This window comes from Lacibacter sp., from assembly GCF_057361365.1.
In genome coordinates this window covers 1-23,977 of record NZ_JBMQSG010000018.1, presented here as the reverse complement: position 1 = coordinate 23,977, position 23,977 = coordinate 1, and the positions used below count along the sequence as shown (strand labels likewise).

Genomic DNA, 23,977 nt, shown 5'->3' with positions numbered 1-23,977 from the left:
AATGAACATTAAAATTATGGACATGAATAATATTAAGAAGCTGATTATCGGAACAATGATTGCGGTTCCTGCAATTGTTTCCATGTCTGGGTGTAAAAAGTTTCTGAACAGGGAGCCTTTAGCGGCTACACAAAATGATTTGAACATCGGTGCGCTTGAAGGAAAAGCCTTAGGTCTTTATGGTGCTATCCGTAATTCAAAAGCCGATCCGTATTGTGGAGATGGTTTTCAAAGTCTTCCTTATATAGCTATGAATGGTTTCCGTTCGGATGATGCTGAAATTGTTTCCGATCCCGGCGCTACTGCATGGCATCAGACGTACGATAATTTTCAATACACAAAAGACGATTGGGGTGCAGGTTTATATTGGGATAAGCACTATGTATTTATCGGCCTTTGTAACGATGCACTTGATGAAGCAGTAAAAGGAAATTATACCGACCCTGCATCTTTAATAAATGTTGCTGAAGCAAGATTTTTCAGGGCATATTCTTATTTCGATTTGGTAAGAACATATGGTGCTGTACCTAAAATCGATATTAAGATCGTAACACCAACAGATGGTCATAAAGAAAAATCAACCGTTGCCGAGATATATTCGTTTATTGAAGCCGATCTTACTTATGCTGAAGAACATTTGCCGATTAGTTGGGAAGCAAAATTTGCAGGAAGGCTTAACAAAGCAGCTGCAAGAACGTTCTTAGCAAAAGTGAAACTGTATCAGCAAAAATGGCCTGAAGCACTTGCATTGTGTAAACAAGTAATGGCTGGCAGGGCTGCTGGTGCAACTGCACCTTTGTATACTCCTTATTGGAAAATTTTCAGAACAGAAGGTGAATTGAGTGAAGAATCTATTTTCGAAATTCAATCTCGCAAAGTTGCCGGTGATGGTGATACTTACTGGAGCCGCTTGGGTCAAACCCAAGGTGTGCGTGGTTCGGGCACATGGGATCTCGGTTGGGGATGGAATACACCAACTCCAAGTCTTGCAGGTTCATACGAAGCTTCAGATTTACGTAGAGAAGCAACTATTCTTTACTCCAATCAATCTGATGGTGGTACCAACACAGGTGGTTTCGGACTCACACTTCCGAACCTTACCAATGCATTGTACTGGAATAAAAAAGTATATAACCGTTATACCGATTACCAGGCAGCTGGTTTAGGAACTCCAAACAACGAAGCGCAAAACACATGGGTGAATCAACGTGTGTTTCGAATGGCTGATGTTTACCTGATGGCTGCGGAAGCTGCCAATGAAATTGGTGGCGCCCAAAATACAACCGATGCTACAACATGGGTGAACATGGTGCGAACAAGGGCAGGTCTTCCAAATATCGCATTCGCCAGCCAGGCCCAGATGCGCACAGCCATTAAACAGGAAAGAAGGTCAGAGTTTGCAATGGAGTTTGAACGCTTCTTCGATTTGGTTCGCTGGGGCGATGCCGTTACTGTTTTGGGTCCACTGGGTTACCAAAACAAACACAGGTTTTATCCAATTCCGAATTCGGCTTTGAATTCAAATCCAAAGCTTTCGCAAAATCCTGAATGGCCATAAATAACATTTTTGTTCAAATCATAAACAATACAATTATGAAAAATGGTTTAAAAATATTTGTTGCTTCAGCAGTGCTGATGCTGGCATTGTTCAGCTGTCAGAAAATGAACAAGCCCGCACTTGGAAATTATCCAACCGACAGTAATCCTCCTGATGGTCCATTGGCGTTTTATGCTGCCTTCGATGGCACTTCTACTAATCCATTAATGAATGGAGTGGATAGCATTCGTGCACTTTTTCCGAGTGACAATCCATTCACGTCTGGTGATGGAGTACGAGGAAAAGCATTAATTGGTGTAAACCAGAAATATGTGAAGTATCCTTCTTTTAACACATGGACATCAAGCAGCAGTTTTTCAGTTTCTGTGTGGTTTAAAAAGAATGGTCAAACAAAAAACAATAGCGGAACCAACGGCCCGGAATATATATATTCTATGAGAGCGGCTGATAATTTTCATTGGAGTAACGCAGTTAGCTTTTTGTTTATTGAAGGTAATAACACTGGCGTCGCAATAAAAAGCATGTACATAAGTTCAAATAGTACTGGCGGCTCTGATCCCTGGTTTACTTGGGAAGGAAGCCAAACTATTCCCGGATTGCTGAATGACCAATGGCATCATCTTGCTCTTGTATATGATGCAACAACCAGCACCGTTAAATTATATGTTGATGGTGTGCAAAATCCAAATACGAAAACCTGGACAGGTCATGGCCCATTGGCTTTGGCGAGCAATAAAATCACCGATTTTAGAATTGGGGCGGGTCCGTCGAATAGCTTTAATTCCGATGATTGGCTGGCCGGTTCGTTCAAAGGGGGGATAGATCAATTCAGATTATACAGCAAAGCCCTTACCGCAGCTGAAGTTGAAACGCTGTTCGCTGGTAAAATGTAAAATGTTTCTTAGCAGTTGGTATCGATAAAAAAGGGCTGAACAAATTTTGTTTCAGCCCTTTTATTCTTGATTTGTTTTAATTCTTCTTTTTTGTATGGTTCATCAGAAACCTTTCTCTATTGCTTTGCTTGCAGTTGGGTTCATTGTTTTATTTAGTTCATGTAAAGGCGAGAAAGATAATCCTGTATTCGCAAGTCTTCCTTCTTCACAAACAAATATTCAATTTGTAAATGAAGTGAAAGACAAAGACATGTTTAACATCTTATACTATTTGTATTTCTATAACGGTGGCGGCGTAGCTACGGGTGATATAAATAAAGATGGGTTGCCTGATATTTATTTTACGGCGAATTCAAAAGGCAACAACAAACTCTATTTAAACAAAGGCAATTTCAAGTTTGAAGATATAACGGAGAAAGCAGGCGTAAAGGGAACTGCCGATTGGTGTTCAGGTGTTACCATGGCCGATGTAAATGCTGATGGCTTGCTGGATATTTATGTCTCTGCATCAAGTCTTCATCATGGTTTGAAAGGACAAAATGAACTCTTCATCAATAATGGCAACGGTACATTTACAGAAAGTGCGGAAAAATATGGATTGAATTTTTCAGGCTTTGGTACTCAGGCTGCTTTTTTCGACTACGATCATGACGGTGATCTTGATTGTTACCTGCTCAATCATTCACAAAAACCAAACGAAAATATTTTTGACACAACAGCAAGAAGAAAACCGGATATGTTATCGGGTGATCTGCTTTTTAGAAATGATATTTCATCAGGTGATAAGTTTAAAGATGTGTCAGCCGAGGCAGGTATTTATCAAAGTAGTTTGGGTTATGGATTGGGAATAGCTGTTGCCGATTTTAATAACGATGGCTGGGAAGATATTTATGTGGGGAACGATTTTCATGAGAATGATTATTACTACCTGAATAACGGCGATGGAACATTTAGTGAAAGCGGAGCAAAGCATTTCAAACATTATAGTCGTTTCAGTATGGGGAATGATGCAGCGGATATTAATAACGATGGACAATTGGATATTGTAACGGTTGATATGCTTCCTTATGATGAAAAAGTATTGAAGACATATGGCAGCGATGAAAATCCTGATACGTATAAGTATAAACTGATGAGTCACGGTTATCAAAATCAGTTTTCAAGAAATTGTTTGCAATTGAATAATGGTAACGGCTCAAGCTATAGTGAAACGGCTTTGCAAAGTGGCATCTCTGCCACTGATTGGAGCTGGAGTCCATTGTTTGCTGATTTTGATAATGATGGCAATAAAGATCTTTTTATTTCAACAGGAATTGTAAAGCGACCTGTTGATCTTGACTATGTGCGGTTTGTTTCTGATCTGGTGTTGAAAACAGATGCAGGCAAAGGAAATCAGTATGATAAAATGGCCATTGATAAAATGCCTGATGGTGCCTCGCATCCTTTTTTTTATAAAGGTGATGGTGTCATGAACTTTAAAGATGTAAGTAAAGAGTGGGGCACACTCGATATGAAAGGATATTTTAACGGTGCTTCCTATGCCGATTTAGATAACGATGGCAATCTTGATGTGGTGATCAACTGCATTAATGCACCATCATTGATCTTGAAAAACCAATCGCCTGCAAAACTTACAATCGACATTGCTTTTGTTGGCAACACTGCAAACACATATGGTATTGGTTCAAAGGCATGGGTTTATTCTGCAGGCAAAGTGCAATACCAGCAGTTGATGCTTACAAGAGGATTTCAATCGTCAAGCGATACAAAGCTTCATTTCGGGTTGGATAGCATCAGGTATATCGATAGCGTTCTTGTTGTATGGCCCGATCAAAAGTTCCAGGTGGTTAAAAATATTCCTGCAAGAGGTTTTATGGAAGTAAATCAATCTGCAGCAGGAGGAGTATTTAATTATGAAACATGGTTCCCTTCAAAACAAAAACAATTCAATGACATCACTACGCAGCTGATGGTGAATTACTCGCATGTTGAAAATGATTTTCTTGATTACAATAAGCAATATCTTATTCCTCACCAGCTGTCAACCAAAGGGCCTAAGATTGCTGTTGCGGATGTAAACAAAGACGGCCTGCAGGATTTTTATGTTTGTGGCGCATCGGGCCAACCAGGAAAATTAATGCTACAAACTGCAGCAGGAAAATTTACAAGCACGGACACAGCTATTTTTTCTAAATCAAAAATGAGTGAGGAAGTTGATGCTGTTTTTTTCGATGCTAATAATGATGGCAACCAGGATCTATACGTAGTGAGTGGAGGTAATGAATATAAAGATGGCGACAGTTCGTTGTCCGATCATTTATATATGAACAATGGCTCCGGACATTTTCTTCCAGCAAATAACAAGATTCCAAATTTGTTGAAGAATAAATCCTGTGCAAGTGCAACAGATATTGATAAAGATGGTGACATTGATCTGTTTGTTGGTGGATTGGTTGACGCAAAGCAATTTGGCAAAACACAACCTTCTTACTTATTGTTGAATGATGGTAAAGCAAATTTTACAACTGCATCATCTGTTGTAATTGACCTTGCAAATATGGGAATGGTTACCTCTGCATCATTTGCGGATATGAATAAGGATGGTTGGATGGATTTAGTTGTGACAGGCGAATGGATGCCGCTGAAAATATTTATCAATAAGAATGGAAAATTCACGTCGACTGATATTCCAACATCCACCGGTTTATGGCAAACAATTTATACTGCCGATATAAATGAAGATGGACATACAGATATATTGGCAGGAAATTGGGGACATAATTCGAAGTTATGGGCAGGCAAGGATGGTCCGTTGAAATTATATGTAAAAGATTTTGATGGCAATGGTTCAGTTGAGCAGGTGATGGCTTACACTGTTGCAGGTGAAGAGTATACTTTTCTTGCTAAAGATGAATTAGAACGTGCTTTGCCGGTTTTGAAAAAACATTATCTCCAATACAGTGAAGTGGCGGGTAAAACAGTACAGTATATGTTCTACGATCTGTTTAAAGATTACACTGAATTAAAAGCGGAAACACTAAGTTCTTCCGCTTTTATAAACGATGGCAAAGGAAACTTTACCAGAATAGAACTGCCCGTCGAGCTGCAACTGGCCCCGGTATTTTCATTTGCTTCAATTAAACCAGGCAACTTTTTAGCAGCAGGTAATTTTTATGGCACTATTCCTTATGAAGGACGTTATGATGCTTTGTGTCCCGGTTCGATTTCATTCGATAAAATAAAAAACAATTTCACCATAACTAAAAATATGATTGACGTGGATGGTGAAGTAAGAGATATGAAATGGCTCGCTGTGCAGGGAAATAAACCGGTGTTGATAATTGCCAGAAATAATAAGCCGCTGAGTTTTTATCAGCCGGTCAATAATTAATTAGTCATTAAGAAACCTTCTGAAATGAAAAAAAATAGTCTTTACACGATTATAGCAATCAGCACACTTTTTATTTATGGCGATTGCAGTAAAAAAGATAATGGCGGACAAACAAATCCTCCTACAACTACTGTTAATGAAGTTGATTTCTGGCTTACAAAAACAGATCAAACATCGTTGCTTCAAAAGCAAACTTCAACACTGGGTTTTACCACTACAAACAATGGTTATAATACGATTGATGTTGATTCCACAATTAAATATCAATCGATCGATGGGTTTGGGTACACGTTGACGGGGGGCAGTGCCTACCTCATTAAACGAATGGGCACATCCGAATCTGCTGCATTACTAAATGAATTATTTGGTAACAGTAACAACGCCATCAATGTGAGTTACCTGCGTATCAGTATTGGTGCGTCAGATCTCAGTCCATCTGTTTTTAGTTATAATGATTTGCCGGCAGGTCAAACCGATCCTACGCTTGCTAATTTTAGTCTTTCACAGGATACGGTTGATCTTATACCCGTGCTGAAACAAATACTTACTATCGATCCTTCAATCAAGATCATGGGTTCGCCATGGAGTCCGCCAACCTGGATGAAAGACAATAACAACAGCATGGGTGGAAGTTTGTTGCCGCAATATTATTCAGTATATGCGCAATATTTTGTGAAGTACATACAGGCCATGAAAGCAAAAGGAATTACAATTGATGCAATCACCATTCAGAACGAACCGCAGCATGGTGGTAATAATCCAAGCATGTTAATGTCTGCAACACAACAAGCTGATTTCATAAAGAATCATTTAGGGCCTGCTTTTGCAACTGCCAACATCACTACAAAAATTATTGTGTGGGATCATAATTGTGACAATCCAAATTATCCCATCACAGTTTTAAATGATCCTGCTGCAAAAGCATTTGTTGACGGATCTGCATTTCATTTATATGCCGGCGATATTAGTGCTCTGTCAACAGTACATAATGCGCATCCAACGAAAAATCTTTATTTCACAGAACAATGGACAGGAGCTAACGGAACGTTTGCAGGGGATCTTACCTGGCATGTAAAAAATGTGGTCATCGGATCAATGCGCAACTGGAGTAAAATTGCGTTGGAGTGGAATGTTGCAAATGATCCTTCCTTTGGTCCGCATACTCCGGGAGGTTGTACAGAATGTAAAGGAGCAATAACCATCAGTGGTTCATCATTCAGCAGGAACGTTGCTTATTACATTATTGCACACGCATCACGTTTTGTCCCACAAGGATCAGTTCGTATCGAGAGCAACGTCATTGCTGGCGTGAGCAACGTCGCTTTTCTTACACCCGCAGGAAAGAAAGTATTGATTGCTGTAAATGATGGCGGCACAACGGCCATCTTCAACATAAAGTATAAAGGGAAAGTTGCTGCCACGGGTTTGCCTGTAGGTGCAGTGGGAACTTATGTATGGTAATACGCTTAAAATAAAATGTAGATGAAAAAAATTTTATTCGCAGCAGTTCTGCTGCAAATGATTGGGTGTGCTGAAAAAAAGAATACAGACACAAAAAGTTCCGGCGCTAATGCTGCATCATTTTCTACAGAAGGGAAAAAAGTATTTGCTTTTACTACAGCAGATAGCAGCAGCTTAAGATTATCTGCAACCGACACAACAAGCTTTGCAGATTTCGGACAGCCTTTTGAAACACAGGTTTGCGTATTTGTTGATCCATCAAAAACCGATCAAACCTTTATGGGTATTGGTGCGGCCATTACTGATGCCTCTGCAGAAACATTAGCCAAGCTTCCTGCTGATAAACAAACCGAAGTATTGAAAGCATATTTTGATAAAGAGAATGGTATTGGTTATTCTATTTTGCGTACAAATATCAACAGTTGCGATTTCAGCAGTGATATGTACACCTATGTTACTGATGACGACAAAGAATTAAAGTCATTCAATATTGATCATGACAGGAAGTTTAAAATTCCCATGATCAAAGCCGCTATGAAAGCAGCTGGCGGGTCAGTAACATTCTTTGCAAGTCCATGGAGTCCGCCGGCCTGGATGAAAGATAACAATGACATGTTGCAGGGAGGAAAGTTGAAAGCAGAATTTGCGCCGGCCTGGGCAACTTACTATACAAAATTCATCAAAGCTTATGAAGCGGAAGGTATTCCAGTGTGGGGTATTTCTGTACAGAATGAACCAATGGCAAAACAACGTTGGGAAAGTTGTTTGTACACTGCCGAAGAAGAACGTGATTTTTTAAAGAATCATCTTGGTCCAACAATGCATAAAGAAGGATTACAGGATAAGAAAATAATTGTGTGGGACCATAACCGTGATCTCATTTATCAACGTGCATCAACTTATTTTAACGATCCTGAAGCATCAAAGTATGCATGGGGCATCGGTATGCATTGGTATGAGAATTGGAGTGGCGGTGATCCCATGTTTGAAAATGTAGGATTAGTGCACCAGGCATTTCCTGATAAAAATATTTTGTTCACTGAAGGCTGCGTAGAAAAGTTTGATTCAACAAAATACAACTGGTGGGCTTTGGGCGAACGTTACGGTCGCTCAATGATCAATGATTTTAATAATGGTATGGTTGGCTTTACCGATTGGAATATTCTGCTCGACGAAACCGGCGGACCAAATCATGCAGGCAATTTTTGTTTTGCACCGGTGCATGGTCATTCTAAAACAGGTGAACTGTTTTACACTAACTCCTATTACTATATTGGTCATTTTTCTAAGTTCATCCAGGCAGGTGCAAAAAGAATTATCAGCAGCCCCAGCCGTAGTCAATTATTGTCAACAGCTTTTCATAATCCCGATGGTAGCATAGTTGTTGTGGTAATGAACCAGGGAAATATTAATACTGATTTTGTTTTGTGGATCGATGGTAAGGCAGCGCAGGCGAAAGCATTACCCCATTCCATCAACACCTATATTATAAAATAAGCAGCTATAATGAAGAACGGTTTTGTCATATTGCTTTCTATGGTGATGTTTTCTTTTTATTCCTGTAAGAAGAAATCATCGGAACCAACAATTGTGCCGCCAGCTCCGAAGCTGATGTTAAGTACAATTCAGTTAAATGGTAACGGATGGGGAACAACGCTGTATGGCATCAACAGGCAACCAATTATACGCATGCGTTTTTCGAGCCCCGTTAAACAGAGCACGGTTGCAAATGCATTGAAATTATCAGATGGAACTAATTCTGCGTTAGCCCTGACTATATCTTATGAAAGTAAAGATTCTGTTGTGGTTGCGCAGCCGGTAGCAGCTTTGGCCGGGCTTACACAATATTTTTTTACGATTGATGCTTCTTTAAAATCAGCGGCAGGAGCCGATTTTGTTTCTTCTGTTGATCAACGATTCATCACACAAATCGATTCATCAAGAAAGTTTCCGTTAATAACAGACAATGAGTTACTTGACAAAGTACAACAGCAAACCTTCAAGTATTTCTGGGATTTTGCACACCCTGTAAGTGGTTTGGCAAGAGAAAGAAATACATCGGGCGATGTTGTAACATCAGGTGGTTCTGGTTTTGGTATTATGGCAATGGTAGCTGCCATCAGCCGCAACTTTATTACGAAGGCGCAAGGCTTGCAACGCATGCAAACTATTGTTGCCTTTTTAAAAACCAACACAAAAAAATATCATGGTGCATTTCCGCATTGGCTAAATGGAGCTACTGGTGCTACGGTTGCCTTTAGTACAAAAGATAATGGTGCAGATCTAGTTGAAACATCTTTTCTCATGATGGGGTTGTTAACGGCCAGACAGTATTTTAATGGCACTGACGCTGCGGAAGTAAATCTGAGAAATGATATTACTGCTTTGTATAATGCTGTAGAGTGGAGTTGGTTCCGGAAAAATAATGAACAGGTATTGTACTGGCATTGGAGTGAGAATTATAATTGGGAAATGAATTTGCCGATACGTGGCTGGAACGAATGTTTAATTACCTATGTGCTGGCTGCTTCTTCTCCAACATACGGCATTCCAAAATCTGTTTACACGGGCGGATGGACTGCCAACGGAACAAACGGATTTATCAACGGTAATTCTTATTACAATATTCCATTACCACTTGGTAGTGCTTATGGCGGCCCGATGTTTTTTTCGCATTATTCATTCTTAGGTATAAATCCGAATGGTCTTTCTGATGTTTATGCAAACTACGTGACACAAACAAGAAATCATTCACGCATTAATTATCAGCATAGTGTTGTTAATCCAAATAATCATTATGGCTACAGCGATTCTGTTTGGGGATTGACAGCAAGCGATATTCCTAATGGCTATACCGCAAGCTCGCCCACAAACGACATTGGTGTGATTGCACCTACTGCTGCACTGTCGTCAATGCCTTATACTCCCACAGAAAGTATGAAGGCGCTGAAGTTTTTCTATTATGTGTTGGGCGATAAGTTGTGGAAGGAGTATGGATTTGTAGATGCGTTTTCATTGAAACAACCTTGGTTTGCAAACTCATTCCTGGCAATTGACCAGGCGCCTATTATTGTCATGATCGAAAATCATCGAAGTAGTTTGTTGTGGAACTTGTTTACGAGTTGTCCTGAAGTAAAAGCAGGTATGTTATCCCTTGGATTTACGGCACCTTATTTATAAAGTATGAAGAAGAATTTGTTCATAGCCATTACAGCATTGTGCATGTTGCAAAATGTTTTTGCGCAAAAGACAACTGCTAAATTTGATCCAGCCACTCGTCCAAAGAATTTATCGGATTCTGCTTTGCTTGATCTCGTGCAAAAACAAACTTTTCGTTTCTTCTGGGACTTCGCACATCCTGTTAGCGGATTGGCAAGAGAGCGTAGTAATATTGCCGATTATGGACATGAAACAACGACAACTGGCGGAACTGGTTTTGGAGTAATGTCGGTGATAGTTGCAGCAGAGCGAAAATGGATAACAAGAGATACGGCTGTTGGTTTTTTGCTGAAGATGGTACGCTTTTTAAGAAAAGCTGATGTTTATCATGGTGCATACCCGCATTGGTTGAATGGTGAAACAGGAAAAACAATTCGCTTCAGTCCAAAAGATGATGGGGCTGATCTTGTAGAAACTTCTTTTTTGTTTCAGGGTTTATTATCTGCACGCCAGTATTTCAACCAGGATAATCCAAAAGAAAATGAATTGAGAAGGCGGATCAATTGGCTATGGAATGAAGTGGAATGGGATTGGTTTACACGTGAACAATCAAATGTAATCTTTTGGCATTGGAGTCCTAATCACGGTTGGGCAATGAATAATGAAATAAGAGGGTGGAATGAGTGTTTGATCACCTATGTTCTTGCAGCTTCTTCGCCTTCGCATCCAATTGATGCCAGGGTGTATCATCAAGGTTGGAAAAACGGTGTCGACTTTAAAAATCAACGTGAGTATTATGGTATTAAATTGCCGTTAGGTCCTGACTATGGAGGACCTTTATTCTTTGCTCATTATTCTTTTCTTGGCCTTGATCCCCGTGGATTAAAAGATCGATATGCTGATTATTGGGAGCAAAATAAAAATCACACGCTTATTAATAGGGAACATGCAATTCGCAATCCAAATAAATTTAAAGGGTATGGTGCAGATGCCTGGGGATTTACTGCAGGTGATACATTTAATAATGGATATGATGCCTATTCGCCAACAAATGACAAGGGTACAATAGCACCCACAGCTGCTTTATCATCTTTCCCGTACACACCTGAATACTCACTGCAGGCATTAAAATATTTTTATAACAAGCTTGGCGATAACATCTGGAGCGAATATGGTTTTACAGATGGGTTTAACGAATCAAAAAATTGGTATGCGCAAACGCATATTGCTATTGACCAGGGGCCAATCATCGTAATGATTGAAAATTACAGAACGGGTTTGTTATGGAAATTGTTTATGAATTGTCCTGAAGTGAAAAACGGGTTGAAGAGATTGGATTTTGTTAGTCCTGCAATAAAATAACAGGTTCAATTAAATCGGCAGACATGTCTACATTCTTTTCAGCATCGCCTTATAAACGGAATACAGGATTATTCATTGCACGTGCTGTTGTAGGTGTCTTTCTCATGTATCATGGTTGGGAAATATTCAGCAAAGCAAAAATGGATGAATACCTTACATGGGATGCCTTTAAGCAATCATCTGCAGCAACTTTTCTTGTATACGCTGGTAAGGCATCAGAATTATTTGCAGGATTGCTGCTTGTGCTCGGTTTGTTTACACGTATTGCAGCAATCATGATGATCGGTACATTGGGTTATATTGCTTTTAAAATTGGGAATGGCATCATCTGGTATAACGATCAGCATCCATTTCTTTTTGTACTGTTTGGATTTTTGTTTTTGTTCACAGGCCCCGGAACCATCAGTATGGATCACTTACTGTTTAAACGAAAGTAAAATGAAGAGCTATTTAATCGTTGCCATTTTTTTAATTGGATCTGTCAGCAGTAATGCGCAGCAAAAAACATATTGCAATCCAATCAATATTGATTATGGTTATACGCCTATTCCCAACTTTAGCGAGTGGGGCAGGCATCGTGCAACAGCCGATCCAGTGATCGTTACATACAAAGACGAGTATTATCTTTTCAGCACCAATCAATGGGGTTACTGGCATAGTAGTGACATGCTCAACTGGAAATTTATTTCAAGAAAATTTTTGCGGCCATGGAATAAAGCATACGACGAGCTTTGTGCGCCGGGTGTTGGTATTATTGGTGATACCATGATCGTGTTTGGTTCAACTTACACCCGCAACTTTAGTATCTGGATGAGTACAAATCCAAAAGCAAATGAATGGAAGCCATTGGTTGATTCGTTCGATATTGGCGGATGGGACCCATCTTTTTTTACAGATGATGATGGAAGATTGTATATGTATAATGGCAGCAGCAATAAATTTCCGATGTATGGCATTGAGTTGAACCGGAAAACAATGCAGCCCATTGGTACACGTAAAGAAATGTATTTGCTTGAGCCATGGCGATTTGGCTGGCAGCGTTTTGGAGAACATATGGATAATACTTTTCTTGATCCATTCATCGAAGGCAGCCACATGACAAAGTACAATGGAAAATATTATTTGCAATATGGAGCGCCCGGTACAGAATTTAGTGGCTATGCAGACGGTTTACTGGTTGGCAATGGACCGCTTGATTTTTTTGAAGCACAAAGTGATCCGTTAAGTATTAAGCTTGGAGGTTTTGTAAGAGGTGCAGGTCATGGTGCAACATTTAAAGATAAGTTCAATCAATACTGGCATATATCAACTACAGTGCTTTCGGTGAAGAATACATTTGAACGGAGGCTTGGCATCTGGCCAACCGGTTTTGATAAAGAGGGCAACATGTTTTGCAATACCACGTTTGGTGATTACCCGCATTATATTCCAACTGACAAAATTGATGGATCGAATTATGGTAAAGAAGGTAAGTCGCCTTACTTCACAGGTTGGATGTTGTTGAACTATAATAAACCTGTTCAGGTTTCTTCCACGCTTGGCGGTTATCATCCCAACAATGCAGTTGATGAGTTGATTAAAACTTACTGGAGTGCAACAACAGGAAATAAAGGCGAATGGATACAAACTGATCTTGGCAATGTATCAACTGTGAATGCAGTGCAAATCAACTATGCCGACCAGGATGTAAGTTTTCCGAAGGAAATGGATACGGTCTTTCTTGGTAAAACAATTGGCCTGTATCATCAGTACAAACTCTATTCTACCGTTGATGGTAAGAAATGGAATTTGTTGTTGGATAAAAGCAATAATAAAACAGATGTGCCGCACGAATATGTTGAGTTGGATAAGCCGGTGCAGGCCCGTTACATCAAACTCGAAAATATTCATATGCCAACCGGTAAGTTTGCCATCAGCGGCTTTCGTGTATTTGGCAATGGCAATGGCGAAAAGCCTGATGCAGTAAAAGGATTTATCGTGTTACGCACGGAGAAAGATAAACGGAGTGCATTTATAAAATGGAAACCTGTTGATAATGCCTTTGCTTATAATATTTACTACGGCACTCATCCCGACAAACTTTATACAAGCATAATGATCCATGCCAACAATGAATATTGGATGAAAGCAATGGATGCGTTAAAGACTTATTACTATACAATTGAATCAGTAAATGAAAATGGCGTGAGCGAACGCTCACAGGTTATTAAAGTTGAATAAGATGAAGAAACAAATTACAGCAGGCATTCTTTTTTTATTCTTTGTTGTTGTATCACACGCACAAAACAAAGAACCTTTTCCTTTTTGGAACGAGGTGCAGAAATTTAAAACGGCAGACAGTATTTCTTTTCCTGCATCAAATCAAATTCTGTTGATCGGCAGTTCTTCCTTTACATTATGGAAAGATGTGCAAACATATTTCCCCGATCGTAAAATATTAAACCGTGCGTTTGGAGGAAGTACTTTAGCAGATGTGATCCGTTATCGGTATGATGTAATCTTTCCTTATCAACCAAAACAGGTTGTTATCTACTGCGGGGAAAATGATTTTGCTTCAAGCGATACCATAACCGTTGAAACAGTTGTGAATCGTTTTGTCACATTGTTCAATTATATCCGTGCAAAATATAAGAATGTGCCAATGGTATATGTGTCAATGAAGCCGAGCCCAAGCCGTGTACACTTAATGCCCAAATACAAGGAAGGGAATAAGCGTATTCAATCGTTCTTATCTTCTAAACTAAACACAAAGTTTGTGGATGTGTACAGCGTAATGCTTACTGCAACCGGCGAACCAATGCCAGATATTTTTAAAGAAGACAGGTTGCACATGAATGCGAAGGGTTATGCTATCTGGAAAAAGAAACTACAGAATGTTTTACTCAAATAATAAATGTTGTTGTATGAAAAGTATTAGCAGCTTGGTTTTTGTTTTGTTCTGTTTTGTTACAGCGAATGTAACTGCACAGCAAACGAATGAAGCAAAGATGAATTTGTTCATTGATGCATTGATGAAGAAGATGACCGTTGATGAAAAGATCGGTCAGTTAAACTTACCGGGATCAGGTGATATTGTAACGGGGCAGGCAAGCAGTTCTGATATCGGAAAAAAAATTAAAGAGGGAAAAGTAGGTGGATTGTTCAACATTAAAACTGTTGCAAAAATTAAAGCGGTGCAGAAGGTAGCGGTAGAAGAAACACGTTTAAAAATTCCATTACTGTTTGGAATGGACGTTATTCATGGTTATCAAACAGTGTTTCCTATTCCTCTTGGGTTAAGTGCTTGTTGGGATATGCAACTCATTGAGCAAAGTGCACGCATTGCTGCTATTGAAGCAAGTGCCGATGGTATTAACTGGACGTTTTCGCCAATGGTTGATCTTACACGTGATCCACGTTGGGGTCGTGTATCAGAAGGTAATGGTGAAGATCCTTATCTCGGTGGACAAATTGCAAAAGCAATGGTGCGTGGTTACCAGGGGAAAGATCTGTCGTTGAATAATACAATCATGAGCTGTGTAAAACATTTTGCATTGTATGGCGCTGCAGAAGCTGGTCGTGATTATAACACGACTGACATGAGCCGCTATCGCATGTTCAATGAATATTTTTATCCTTACCAGGCAGCAGTTGATGCAGGGGTGGGAAGTGTGATGGCATCGTTCAATGAAATTGATGGAATTCCTGCAACTGCTAATCGTTGGTTATTGAATGATGTATTGCGCAGGCAGTGGGGCTTTAAAGGATTTCTTGTTACTGATTACACAGGCATCAATGAAATGATCGATCATGGTCTTGGTGATCTGAAAACAGTTTCAGCAAAAGCAATGGTCGCCGGTATTGATATGGATATGGTGGGCGAAGGTTTTTTACTCACACTCCAACAATCGTTAAAAGAAGGAAAGGTGACCCTGCAGATGATCGATGCAGCTTGCAGAAGAATTCTGGTGGCGAAATATAAACTTGGTTTGTTTGATGATCCTTATCGGTATTGCAATGAAGAGCGTGCAAGAACAGAAATATTTACTCCTGCTCATCGGAAAATTGCAAGAGAAACAGCAGCTCAGAGTTTTGTGCTGTTGAAAAACCAAAACAATGTATTGCCATTAAAGAATAGCGGAACCGTTGCAGTGATTGGACCATTAGCAAATGACAAACGTAATATGCCGGGCACATGGAGTGTAGCCGCAGAATTTGATAAAGCTACAGCGGTGCTGACTGGTTTGAATGAAGTGGTAGGTGATAAAGTGAAATTCCTTTATGCAAAAGGTAGCAATCTTGATTACGACGAAAAATTTGAAGAGCATGCAACAATGTTTGGCAAAAGCTTAGGAAGAGATAAACGTTCACCTGAAGAAATGATCAATGAAGCAGTTGCTATCGCCAATCAAAGCGATGTAGTATTAGCTGTGTTGGGAGAAAGTGCGGAGATGAGTGGGGAAGCTTCAAGCCGAAGCAATATTGAAATACCCCAGGCGCAAAGAGATTTATTGAAAGCTTTATTGAAAACGGGTAAACCCGTTGTATTAGTATTGTTCACTGGTCGTCCGCTTGCATTAACATGGGAGCAACAGAATGTGCCAGCTATTTTGAATGTTTGGTTTGGTGGAAGCGAAGCTGGTTATGCAGTGGCTGATGTGTTGTTCGGTAATGTAAATCCTTCAGGTAAATTAACCATGACTTTCCCGCAAAATGTAGGGCAGGTGCCTTTGTTCTATAATCATAAAAATACTGGTCGTCCTTTACCTGATGGACAATGGTTTCAAAAGTTTCGCAGCAATTATTTAGATGTAAGTAACGATGCACTCTATCCATTCGGTTATGGTTTAAGTTACACCAGCTTTAGTTATAGTGATGTAAAGATCAGTAACGCATCACCCAAAGGAAATCAAACGATCACTGCAAGTGTAACACTTACAAACACCGGCGCCGTTACTGGTAAAGAAGTAGTGCAGTTATACATTCGTGACGTGGTGGGTTCGGTTACCCGACCTGTAAAAGAATTAAAAGGTTTCCAGAAAGTTGAATTGAAAGCCGGAGAAAGCAAGACAGTTTCCTTCAACATCACGCCAAATGATTTGAAGTTTTACAATTACGATTTGAAATATGATTGGGAGCCGGGTGAATTTCACATCATGATCGGTGGAAATTCAAGAGATGTAAAAATGACAAAGCTTAACTGGAGCAAATAACCAGAAATGTTTTTAAGGAAGGGTGCGGCAATGCCGCACCCTTTTTTTTGGACTTGTGAGCGGCTAATAGTATTCCCTCGATGACGGGCTAAGAGAAAATACTTATTTTCTTAACTAAGATTTTATAACAGCTTCGTTTCAAGAGATTTTGAACGAAATTCACTCACATCCAAATCCTGTATCCATGAAACCTGTTGCCCACAATTTGTTGGTATACTTCGTTTTCCCGTTTCCGCAATCTCTTTACAGCAGAAATTCATTGGCTTCGTTGCAAACGACGGAGGTTTGTGTTGGCTATTATTCATCATTAATCATGAATGATAAATAGCTATGAAACGTTCATTTAAAAATATACTTCCTGTAAGCCGCAGCATTGCACTTATTTTTTTACTCGCTGTTTGTACCATTATCTTTTTCGCCCGTATTGTTTATTTAAGTGGTATCTACACAAGTAAGACCGATAAGATGGTAGCCCATACTTACCGGGTAATGGATCATCTCTCAAAAATAAAATCAGGTATTGCAGAAAGTGAAGCCCTTGTGAGCGGTTATCTTCTTCTGCCAAGGCCGGGTACTTACGATGAGTTGAAAAAAATACATGCGTTGATCAATCATTCTATTTCAACTGCCCGCCAACTGGCCATTGATCCCACGCAGAAGCTAATGTTATCCGAGCTTGAATTGCTGATTCTTAAAAAGCAACAGCAACAGGTAACGATATTTAAGCCGGCAAAAAGTAATCCGCAAGCGATAAAAGATTTTGCCCAAGCTCAACAGGAACTTTTATTTACCATCAATGCAAAACTCGTCCGTAGCACGCAGAGACAAAATTGGTTATTGCAGCAACGAACTCATACCAGCGATGCAGCTGAGCAAAGGTTGATACGAATTGCGTATGCAGGCGCAGTGATCATTATCTTGTTTATTGCTGTATTGCTCTGGCAATTGAACAAAGATATCCGTCGCAGGAAGAAAGCGGAACAGGAGATAAGAGAAAGCGAAATAAAATATCGCAAACTCATTGAAGGCCCGGGCATGATCACCTTCACTGCAAATCTGAGCGGTGAGTTTGAATTTGTAAGTGCTAAGTCAAAGATATTAACCGGCTATACACCGTTTGAATTGCAGGGACAATCGTTTTACAAACTGGTTCCTGAATCATGGCATAAAACTGTGCTGGAAAGTTTTGAACAACAGTTTCATGCTTATGCTGCAGAGAAGATCATGCGTTTCCCCATAGTTACAAAAGATGATGAAGAAAAATGGGTAAAACTTACGTCCCTCATTATTTCAAATGATGACCACATCGTAGGATTTCAATGCACGGTAAAAGATATTACCGATGAAATTGAAGCAGAATCAAAACTAAAAGAATCAGAAGAGTTGGTGCAAACATTGTTGAATAACACCAACGAGGGATTTTTTATGGTTGACCGTGATCTTACTATACGTGTAATGAATAGACCTTCACGTGAAGGCATGGAGTTGCGCACCAGTAAAAAGGTGGAAGTAGGGATGAATTTGCTGACGGTAATTCCGCACAGTGTAATTGAAGATGCAAAATTAAATTTTGAAAAAGTATTTAGTGGTGAGTACGTGGAATATGAAGCACGTTATGATACGGCAGAAGGAGTGCAGTGGCTTCGAATCAGTCATTCGCCCGTGCGTGAGCACAATGAAATTACAGGCGCTGCAGTTGTAACATCAGACATTACCTCAATTAAATTAAATGAAGAGAAGATAAGAGAAGCCGATCAAAAGATCAGGGCCATGCTTTCGAGTTCAAATGAAGGGTTTTACATGATCGCACCGGATTACATCGTCATCATGATCAATGAAGCCGGTAAGCAGATCGTAAAGCGCATTTGCGGCAATGCATGTAAGGAAGGCGATAGTATGATGGAGGTGTTGCAGCCTGAACGAAAAGACAAATTCAGGGATTATGTGGAGCGTGCTTTAAATGGCAATGCGGTTGAAGCTGATGTGTATTGTAATGATGAAGAAGGTGAACTGTGGATTCATAACACTTATTTTCCGGTGCGCAACGAGGCCAATGAAGTAATTGCAGTTTGTATTGCAGCAAAGAATATTACTGAACAAAAGTTGGTAAACAGGGCCTGGGAAAAAGTGCGTGAAGAACGTGAAGAAAATCAATTCAGGTTACAGTCAATCCTTGATCATACACCATTGATCATGTTCATTAAAGACCTGGAAGGACGGTATTTACTTGTGAATCGTTCATTTCGTGAAGCATTTAGCTTAACGGACGAAGTGGTTATTGGGAAAACGGATTTTGATTTTGAAGATGATGATGCAGCTATCCGTTACCGTGAAGCCGATGAAAAAGTAATTGCTTTCATGGAGCATGTGCAAACTGATGAAACCGTGCAGATGGCAGATGGCGAACATAATTTACTCATCGTTAAGTTTCCTTTGTTCGACAGGGATAATATTTTATACGGTGTTGGTGGTATTGCCACTGATATTACCGAACGTGTTCAGTCTCGTGAAAAATTGGTTGAAGCAAAACGTAAGGCTGAATCGGCCGAACAATTACAGGAGCAATTCCTTGCAAACATGAGTCATGAAATTCGCACACCATTGAACGGCATCATTGGTATGACAAATGTACTACAGCACACGGCGTTGTCGGAGGAGCAGGAAGAATTTGTGCAGATCATCCGCCAATCATCTGATAATTTATTGATGTTGATCAACGATATTCTTGATCTGTCAAAGATCAAAGCAGGAAAACTGTCAGTTGAGAAGGTGTCATTTGAATTACAGAAAGTGTTAGAACAGGCGGTGGCGCCATTTCGTTTAAAGGCAAAAGAAAAAGCTCTTGCATTGTCGATCTATGCCGACCGTTCGGTACCACAACAATTGATTGGCGATCCATTGCGTATTACCCAAATACTTTCTAACCTGTTGAGTAATGCCATGAAGTTTACTGAAACAGGAAGTATTGAAGTGAGAGTATGTGAACTGATGCAAAGAGAAAATGGAAAAACAAATCTTTCAATAGCTGTTACCGATACAGGCATCGGCATACCGAATGAAAAACTGGAACATGTTTTCGAAAGCTTTGAACAGGCAGCAAGTGAAACATCACGTAAATACGGCGGAACAGGCTTGGGATTATCCATTACAAGACAGCTCTGCGAGATGATGGGAGGTACTATTGCAGTCAGCAGCGAATTTGGAAAAGGAACAACTTTTCGTGTGCAACTTCCATTTGACATTGCCGAAAATATTCCTGTGGCTGCTCCTGTAATTGCATCAACGAAGAATCGTAATGATGATATCAGCGGTAAACGAATTTTGGTTGCGGAAGATAACGAGATCAACCAGAAAGTAATTATGCATGTATTGCAACGTGTAGGCATCAACACAACTATTGTAAACAATGGTAAGGAAGCGGTTGAATTGCTGGAAGCAGGTGAGGAGTTCGACCTGATCATCCTTGATCTGCAAATGCCAATTATGAATGGTTTTCAGACAGCCACTTATATCCGTAAGAAACTTGAAATAATTGTTCCCATTATTGCCATGACAGCAAGTGCACTACGTAATGAAAAAATGCGCTGCTTTGAATTGGGCATGAACGAATATCTAACCAAGCCATTTGTTCCGGCTGATCTTTATACGGAACTGCGTCGTTTCCTACTTGCTCAGCCTGCATCAGGAAAGTCGACAAACACAACACAAACGCAACAACAGGGAACTGAGCTGTACAATCTTTCTCATCTGTATGAAATGGAGGACCAGGAATATTTCTGCGAAGTGTTGCAGTTGTTCCTTGCTACAACGCCTGTTTTGTTAAATGAAATTCATGAAGCAACACTTTATGAGAACTGGGAGGAAGTGTATCGCAGAGCACATAAACTAAAAAGTAGTTTAGGCATACTGCAAATGAATTTGATGCTCGGTCTTATTTCAACCATTGAATTGCAGGCAAAAGAACAACAAAACATTGAGCGAATTCCGGATGGTTTAAAGAAAGCAACCGATCTGTTTGAACTGATACGTCCAATGATCGAAGCAGAACTTGAAAAAGCAACACAAATAAATACCTGAATAGAATATTACCAAACCTGAAAAATCAAAACATGAAAATTTTAGTAGCCGAAGACGAACCAATCATGCTTAAAACAATTGCTTTACGCTTACGTAAAGATGGACATGATGTAATTGTTGCTGATAATGGCCGTGAAGCCATGGAGCAAATTGATGAGCATAACCCGGATATGATCATCACCGATATTATGATGCCCTATTCATCGGGTCTTGAAATTGTTGGTAAAGTAAAATCGGCCGGCCAGCGAAACGTGCCTGTTATTGTATTGAGTGCAATGGGCCAGGAGAACGTAGTGGTGGAAGCGTTTAACCTTGGTGCTGATGATTACATTACCAAACCATTCAGTCCAAATGAACTTTCTATGCGTGTAAAGCGCCTGTCAAAAATTGCCTGACTAATGCACTTAATTTAAAAGAAAATTATTTTCATTAATCAGAGTCGGTAATTTTAGTTGAAGCGGGTTAAATTAGTTGTATGGAAACGGGGTATATTATGACTGCACAGCAACTAATGCTGGATGTATTTATACAACCGGTACACCTGATGCTTGCCATGTTCGTTTTCATATTGATTATTACCGGCGTTATTGTTTTCATTTTATTATACCTCATTCGCCGTACAGCACGAAGCTACCGGCGTGCACAATTACGGGAAACTTACAGTTCACTTATTAGTGAAGTTGCACTCTGTGAAACAGAAGACGAGTTGCAGGAGCTGATGTTTCAACCTTCCACGAAAGAACAGTTGCAGTTATTACTGGTTGATACTTATTCAAGAAAAGTTCTTGTTACAGAGTTAGTAAAGACTGCCAAAAACATGAGTGGCACAGCTGCCCTCAACATCTGTTGGTTTTATGAACAGATGGGTCTCGACAAAGATTCGCTTTTTCGTTTGCAGAACGGTGCATGGCATGTAAAGGCCAGGGCCATTCAGGAACTGAGTGGTCTTCAACAAAAAAAATATATCACCCGCATTTATCGTCTCACCAACCATCCTGATGAATTGGTGCGCAATGAAGCTAGAACTGCAGTAGTAAAACTCACTGGTTTTGAAGGATTACGTTTTTTAGATGTGATCACCTATCCTTTAACCGAGTGGCAGCAATTGTGTTTGTTGTATGAGCTTTCATTGCATGCTGATCGTTCTTTTGACCAAGCGCCTCGATGGTTGCAATCAAAGAACAGTAGCGTAGTAGAATTTGCACTGCGGTTGGTTGAAGTGTATAAACTCCATCAGCTGTATGCCGGTGTTATCAATTGTTTACAACATTCATCAAAGATCATCCGGAAGAAAGCGCTTGCAGCATTAAGAGAGATTTATGATCCTGCTTCAAATGAACTGTTGATCGCAATATTTCCAAAGGAAGATGCTGATATGCAGGTGGAAATATTAAAACTTTTGCAGGAATACGGAAGCGAAGCAGAACAATTCTTTTTATTGCAGCAGGTTTTTCATCCCGTTCAGGAAATTAAAGTGGCAGCAGCAAGAGCATTTTATCATACACAACCAAATGCTGAGCTTTTATTAAAGCAACAGGTAAATCAAGAGAGTTATCCCTGGACAGTTTTGTTGCCACAGTTAAAGCAGGAGGTGGCTTTATGAACTGGCAGCAACTCCTCGTTGATTTTTTGACCTACATTATTTTTACTTATTCCATTGTATTGCTGCTGTGTTATCTCTTCATCGCTTTTTATTCCATTGGGGAAACAAGAAGATATATCCGTAAAAGCAGTTTCACAGATTATTCTATCATGGCAGTATCGGAGCATACGCCATCCATCAGTATTCTTGCACCTGCGTATAACGAAGGTGCAACGATCATTGAAAATGTTCGCTCATTGCTCAATATCCATTATAACAATATGGAAGTAATTGTGCTGAACGATGGAAGCAAAGATGACTCCATGCAGAAGTTAATGGATGCGTACCAACTCGTGGAAGTGCCTTATATCTTCACCACGCATATTTCAACCAAACCTGTTCGTTCCATTTACAGGAGCAGCAATCCTGTTTATAAAAAATTGTTGGTGGTTGATAAACAAAATGGCGGCAAAGCAGATGCGTTGAATGTTGGTATCAACATCGCTTCAAATGATATTCTTGTTTGTATTGATGTTGATTGTATTCTTGAACAGGATGCCATGTTGAAGTTGATCAAACCATTTCTTGAAGAAAAAGAGAAACGTGTAATTGCTACGGGCGGCGTGGTACGTATTGCTAATTCATGCGAGGTAAAAGATGGAAAGATCATTCGGGTGCATTTGCCTGAAGAGTTTATTCCACGTGTGCAAACCTTGGAATATATCCGTGCTTTCTTATTGGGACGAATGGCATGGAGCAGGTTAAATGGTTTGTTGTTGATCTCTGGTGCTTTCGGTGCATTCGACAGGAAGATAGCGATCAAAGCTGGAGGTTACGATCACAATACAGTTGGAGAAGATATGGAGCTGGTGGTGCGTATGCGCCGCTATATGGAGGAAAAACAAATTCCTTACAAAGTAGCTTATATCCCTGATCCGCTTTGCTGGACAGAAGCACCGGCTAGTTATAAAATTTTGGGCAGGCAACGCAATCGTTGGACAAGAGGAACAATTGAAACATTGAAGCTGCATAAAAAAATGTTCTTCAATCCTTCGTATGGTGTGTTGGGTATGTTGAGTTATCCTTACTGGTTCTTCTTTGAATTTCTTGCGCCACTGATAGAGTTCACAGGCTTTATTGCCTTATTGATCTTTGCTGTATTAGGTTTTATGGATTGGCCATTCTTTTTTGCGTTGCTTGGTTTCATTCTCAGCTTCGGTTTTCTTTATTCAGTGTTTGCTATTTTAATGGAAGTTCTTACCTATAATCAATACCGAAAGCGAAAAGAGATTTTCAGTTTAA

The 23,977-nt window shown here is 39.9% G+C and carries 15 protein-coding genes; all 15 read left to right on the top strand.

The window, feature by feature from the left end; translation table 11 throughout:
- Position 1: 1 nt before the first annotated feature.
- On the top strand, positions 2-1,558 hold the full coding sequence (locus ACO1QW_RS15980) for a RagB/SusD family nutrient uptake outer membrane protein (protein ID WP_486260239.1): 1,557 nt from the start codon (positions 2-4) through the stop codon (positions 1,556-1,558).
- Positions 1,559-1,593: 35 nt separating this feature from the next.
- The gene (locus tag ACO1QW_RS15975; protein WP_486260237.1) at positions 1,594-2,451 is read left to right on the top strand and encodes a LamG domain-containing protein; all 858 of its coding nucleotides are present in this window, start codon (positions 1,594-1,596) and stop codon (positions 2,449-2,451) included.
- 94 nt (positions 2,452-2,545) lie between these two features.
- A complete protein-coding gene (locus tag ACO1QW_RS15970) occupies positions 2,546-5,842 on the top strand; it encodes a VCBS repeat-containing protein (RefSeq protein WP_486260235.1) in 3,297 nt (1,098 codons plus the stop codon).
- A 24-nt stretch (positions 5,843-5,866) separates the two neighbouring features.
- Complete coding sequence (locus ACO1QW_RS15965; protein WP_486260233.1) at positions 5,867-7,303, top strand: glycoside hydrolase family 30 protein; 1,437 nt, start codon at positions 5,867-5,869, stop codon at positions 7,301-7,303.
- Positions 7,304-7,324: 21 nt separating this feature from the next.
- Positions 7,325-8,800 carry a glycoside hydrolase family 30 protein gene (locus tag ACO1QW_RS15960; RefSeq protein ID WP_486260232.1) on the top strand — a complete coding sequence of 492 codons (1,476 nt, stop codon included), beginning with the start codon at positions 7,325-7,327 and terminating at the stop codon, positions 8,798-8,800.
- Positions 8,801-8,809: 9 nt separating this feature from the next.
- Positions 8,810-10,483 carry a glucoamylase family protein gene (locus tag ACO1QW_RS15955; RefSeq protein WP_486260230.1) on the top strand — a complete coding sequence of 558 codons (1,674 nt, stop codon included), beginning with the start codon at positions 8,810-8,812 and terminating at the stop codon, positions 10,481-10,483.
- Between the two features lie 3 nt (positions 10,484-10,486).
- On the top strand, positions 10,487-11,824 hold the full coding sequence (locus ACO1QW_RS15950) for a glucoamylase family protein (protein ID WP_486260228.1): 1,338 nt from the start codon (positions 10,487-10,489) through the stop codon (positions 11,822-11,824).
- 23 nt (positions 11,825-11,847) lie between these two features.
- Complete coding sequence (locus tag ACO1QW_RS15945; protein ID WP_486260226.1) at positions 11,848-12,261, top strand: DoxX family protein; 414 nt, start codon at positions 11,848-11,850, stop codon at positions 12,259-12,261.
- Position 12,262: 1 nt separating this feature from the next.
- Positions 12,263-14,044, top strand: coding sequence for a family 43 glycosylhydrolase (locus tag ACO1QW_RS15940; RefSeq protein ID WP_486260224.1), 1,782 nt, complete (start codon positions 12,263-12,265; stop codon positions 14,042-14,044).
- A gap of 1 nt (position 14,045) precedes the next feature.
- Complete coding sequence (locus ACO1QW_RS15935) at positions 14,046-14,714, top strand: GDSL-type esterase/lipase family protein (protein ID WP_486260223.1); 669 nt, start codon at positions 14,046-14,048, stop codon at positions 14,712-14,714.
- Positions 14,715-14,727: 13 nt separating this feature from the next.
- Positions 14,728-17,016: a beta-glucosidase BglX gene (gene bglX, locus ACO1QW_RS15930; protein ID WP_486260221.1), complete on the top strand. Its 2,289-nt coding sequence runs from the start codon at positions 14,728-14,730 to the stop codon at positions 17,014-17,016.
- 330 nt (positions 17,017-17,346) lie between these two features.
- Positions 17,347-21,093, top strand: coding sequence for a PAS domain S-box protein (locus ACO1QW_RS15925; RefSeq protein ID WP_486260219.1), 3,747 nt, complete (start codon positions 17,347-17,349; stop codon positions 21,091-21,093).
- Between the two features lie 32 nt (positions 21,094-21,125).
- Positions 21,126-21,488, top strand: a complete 363-nt coding sequence (locus ACO1QW_RS15920) for a response regulator transcription factor (protein ID WP_486260218.1) — start codon at positions 21,126-21,128, stop codon at positions 21,486-21,488.
- 80 nt (positions 21,489-21,568) lie between these two features.
- The gene (locus ACO1QW_RS15915) at positions 21,569-22,696 is read left to right on the top strand and encodes a HEAT repeat domain-containing protein (protein WP_486260216.1); all 1,128 of its coding nucleotides are present in this window, start codon (positions 21,569-21,571) and stop codon (positions 22,694-22,696) included.
- The coding region (locus ACO1QW_RS15910; protein WP_486260214.1) for a glycosyltransferase family 2 protein at positions 22,693-23,977 on the top strand (1,285 nt) is incomplete at its 3' end. The genes ACO1QW_RS15915 and ACO1QW_RS15910, both read left to right, overlap by 4 nt.

Excerpts from the sequence above, each read along its gene's own strand:
- ACO1QW_RS15980 (WP_486260239.1), top strand. The coding sequence starts at position 2 with ATGAACATTAAAATTATGGACATGAATAATATTAAGAAGCTGATTATC.
- ACO1QW_RS15975 (WP_486260237.1), top strand. The coding sequence starts at position 1,594 with ATGAAAAATGGTTTAAAAATATTTGTTGCTTCAGCAGTGCTGATGCTG.
- ACO1QW_RS15970 (WP_486260235.1), top strand. The coding sequence starts at position 2,546 with ATGGTTCATCAGAAACCTTTCTCTATTGCTTTGCTTGCAGTTGGGTTC.
- ACO1QW_RS15965 (WP_486260233.1), top strand. The coding sequence starts at position 5,867 with ATGAAAAAAAATAGTCTTTACACGATTATAGCAATCAGCACACTTTTT.
- ACO1QW_RS15960 (WP_486260232.1), top strand. The coding sequence starts at position 7,325 with ATGAAAAAAATTTTATTCGCAGCAGTTCTGCTGCAAATGATTGGGTGT.
- ACO1QW_RS15955 (WP_486260230.1), top strand. The coding sequence starts at position 8,810 with ATGAAGAACGGTTTTGTCATATTGCTTTCTATGGTGATGTTTTCTTTT.
- ACO1QW_RS15950 (WP_486260228.1), top strand. The coding sequence starts at position 10,487 with ATGAAGAAGAATTTGTTCATAGCCATTACAGCATTGTGCATGTTGCAA.
- ACO1QW_RS15945 (WP_486260226.1), top strand. The coding sequence starts at position 11,848 with ATGTCTACATTCTTTTCAGCATCGCCTTATAAACGGAATACAGGATTA.
- ACO1QW_RS15940 (WP_486260224.1), top strand. The coding sequence starts at position 12,263 with ATGAAGAGCTATTTAATCGTTGCCATTTTTTTAATTGGATCTGTCAGC.
- ACO1QW_RS15935 (WP_486260223.1), top strand. The coding sequence starts at position 14,046 with ATGAAGAAACAAATTACAGCAGGCATTCTTTTTTTATTCTTTGTTGTT.
- bglX (WP_486260221.1), top strand. The coding sequence starts at position 14,728 with ATGAAAAGTATTAGCAGCTTGGTTTTTGTTTTGTTCTGTTTTGTTACA.
- ACO1QW_RS15925 (WP_486260219.1), top strand. The coding sequence starts at position 17,347 with ATGAAACGTTCATTTAAAAATATACTTCCTGTAAGCCGCAGCATTGCA.
- ACO1QW_RS15920 (WP_486260218.1), top strand. The coding sequence starts at position 21,126 with ATGAAAATTTTAGTAGCCGAAGACGAACCAATCATGCTTAAAACAATT.
- ACO1QW_RS15915 (WP_486260216.1), top strand. The coding sequence starts at position 21,569 with ATGGAAACGGGGTATATTATGACTGCACAGCAACTAATGCTGGATGTA.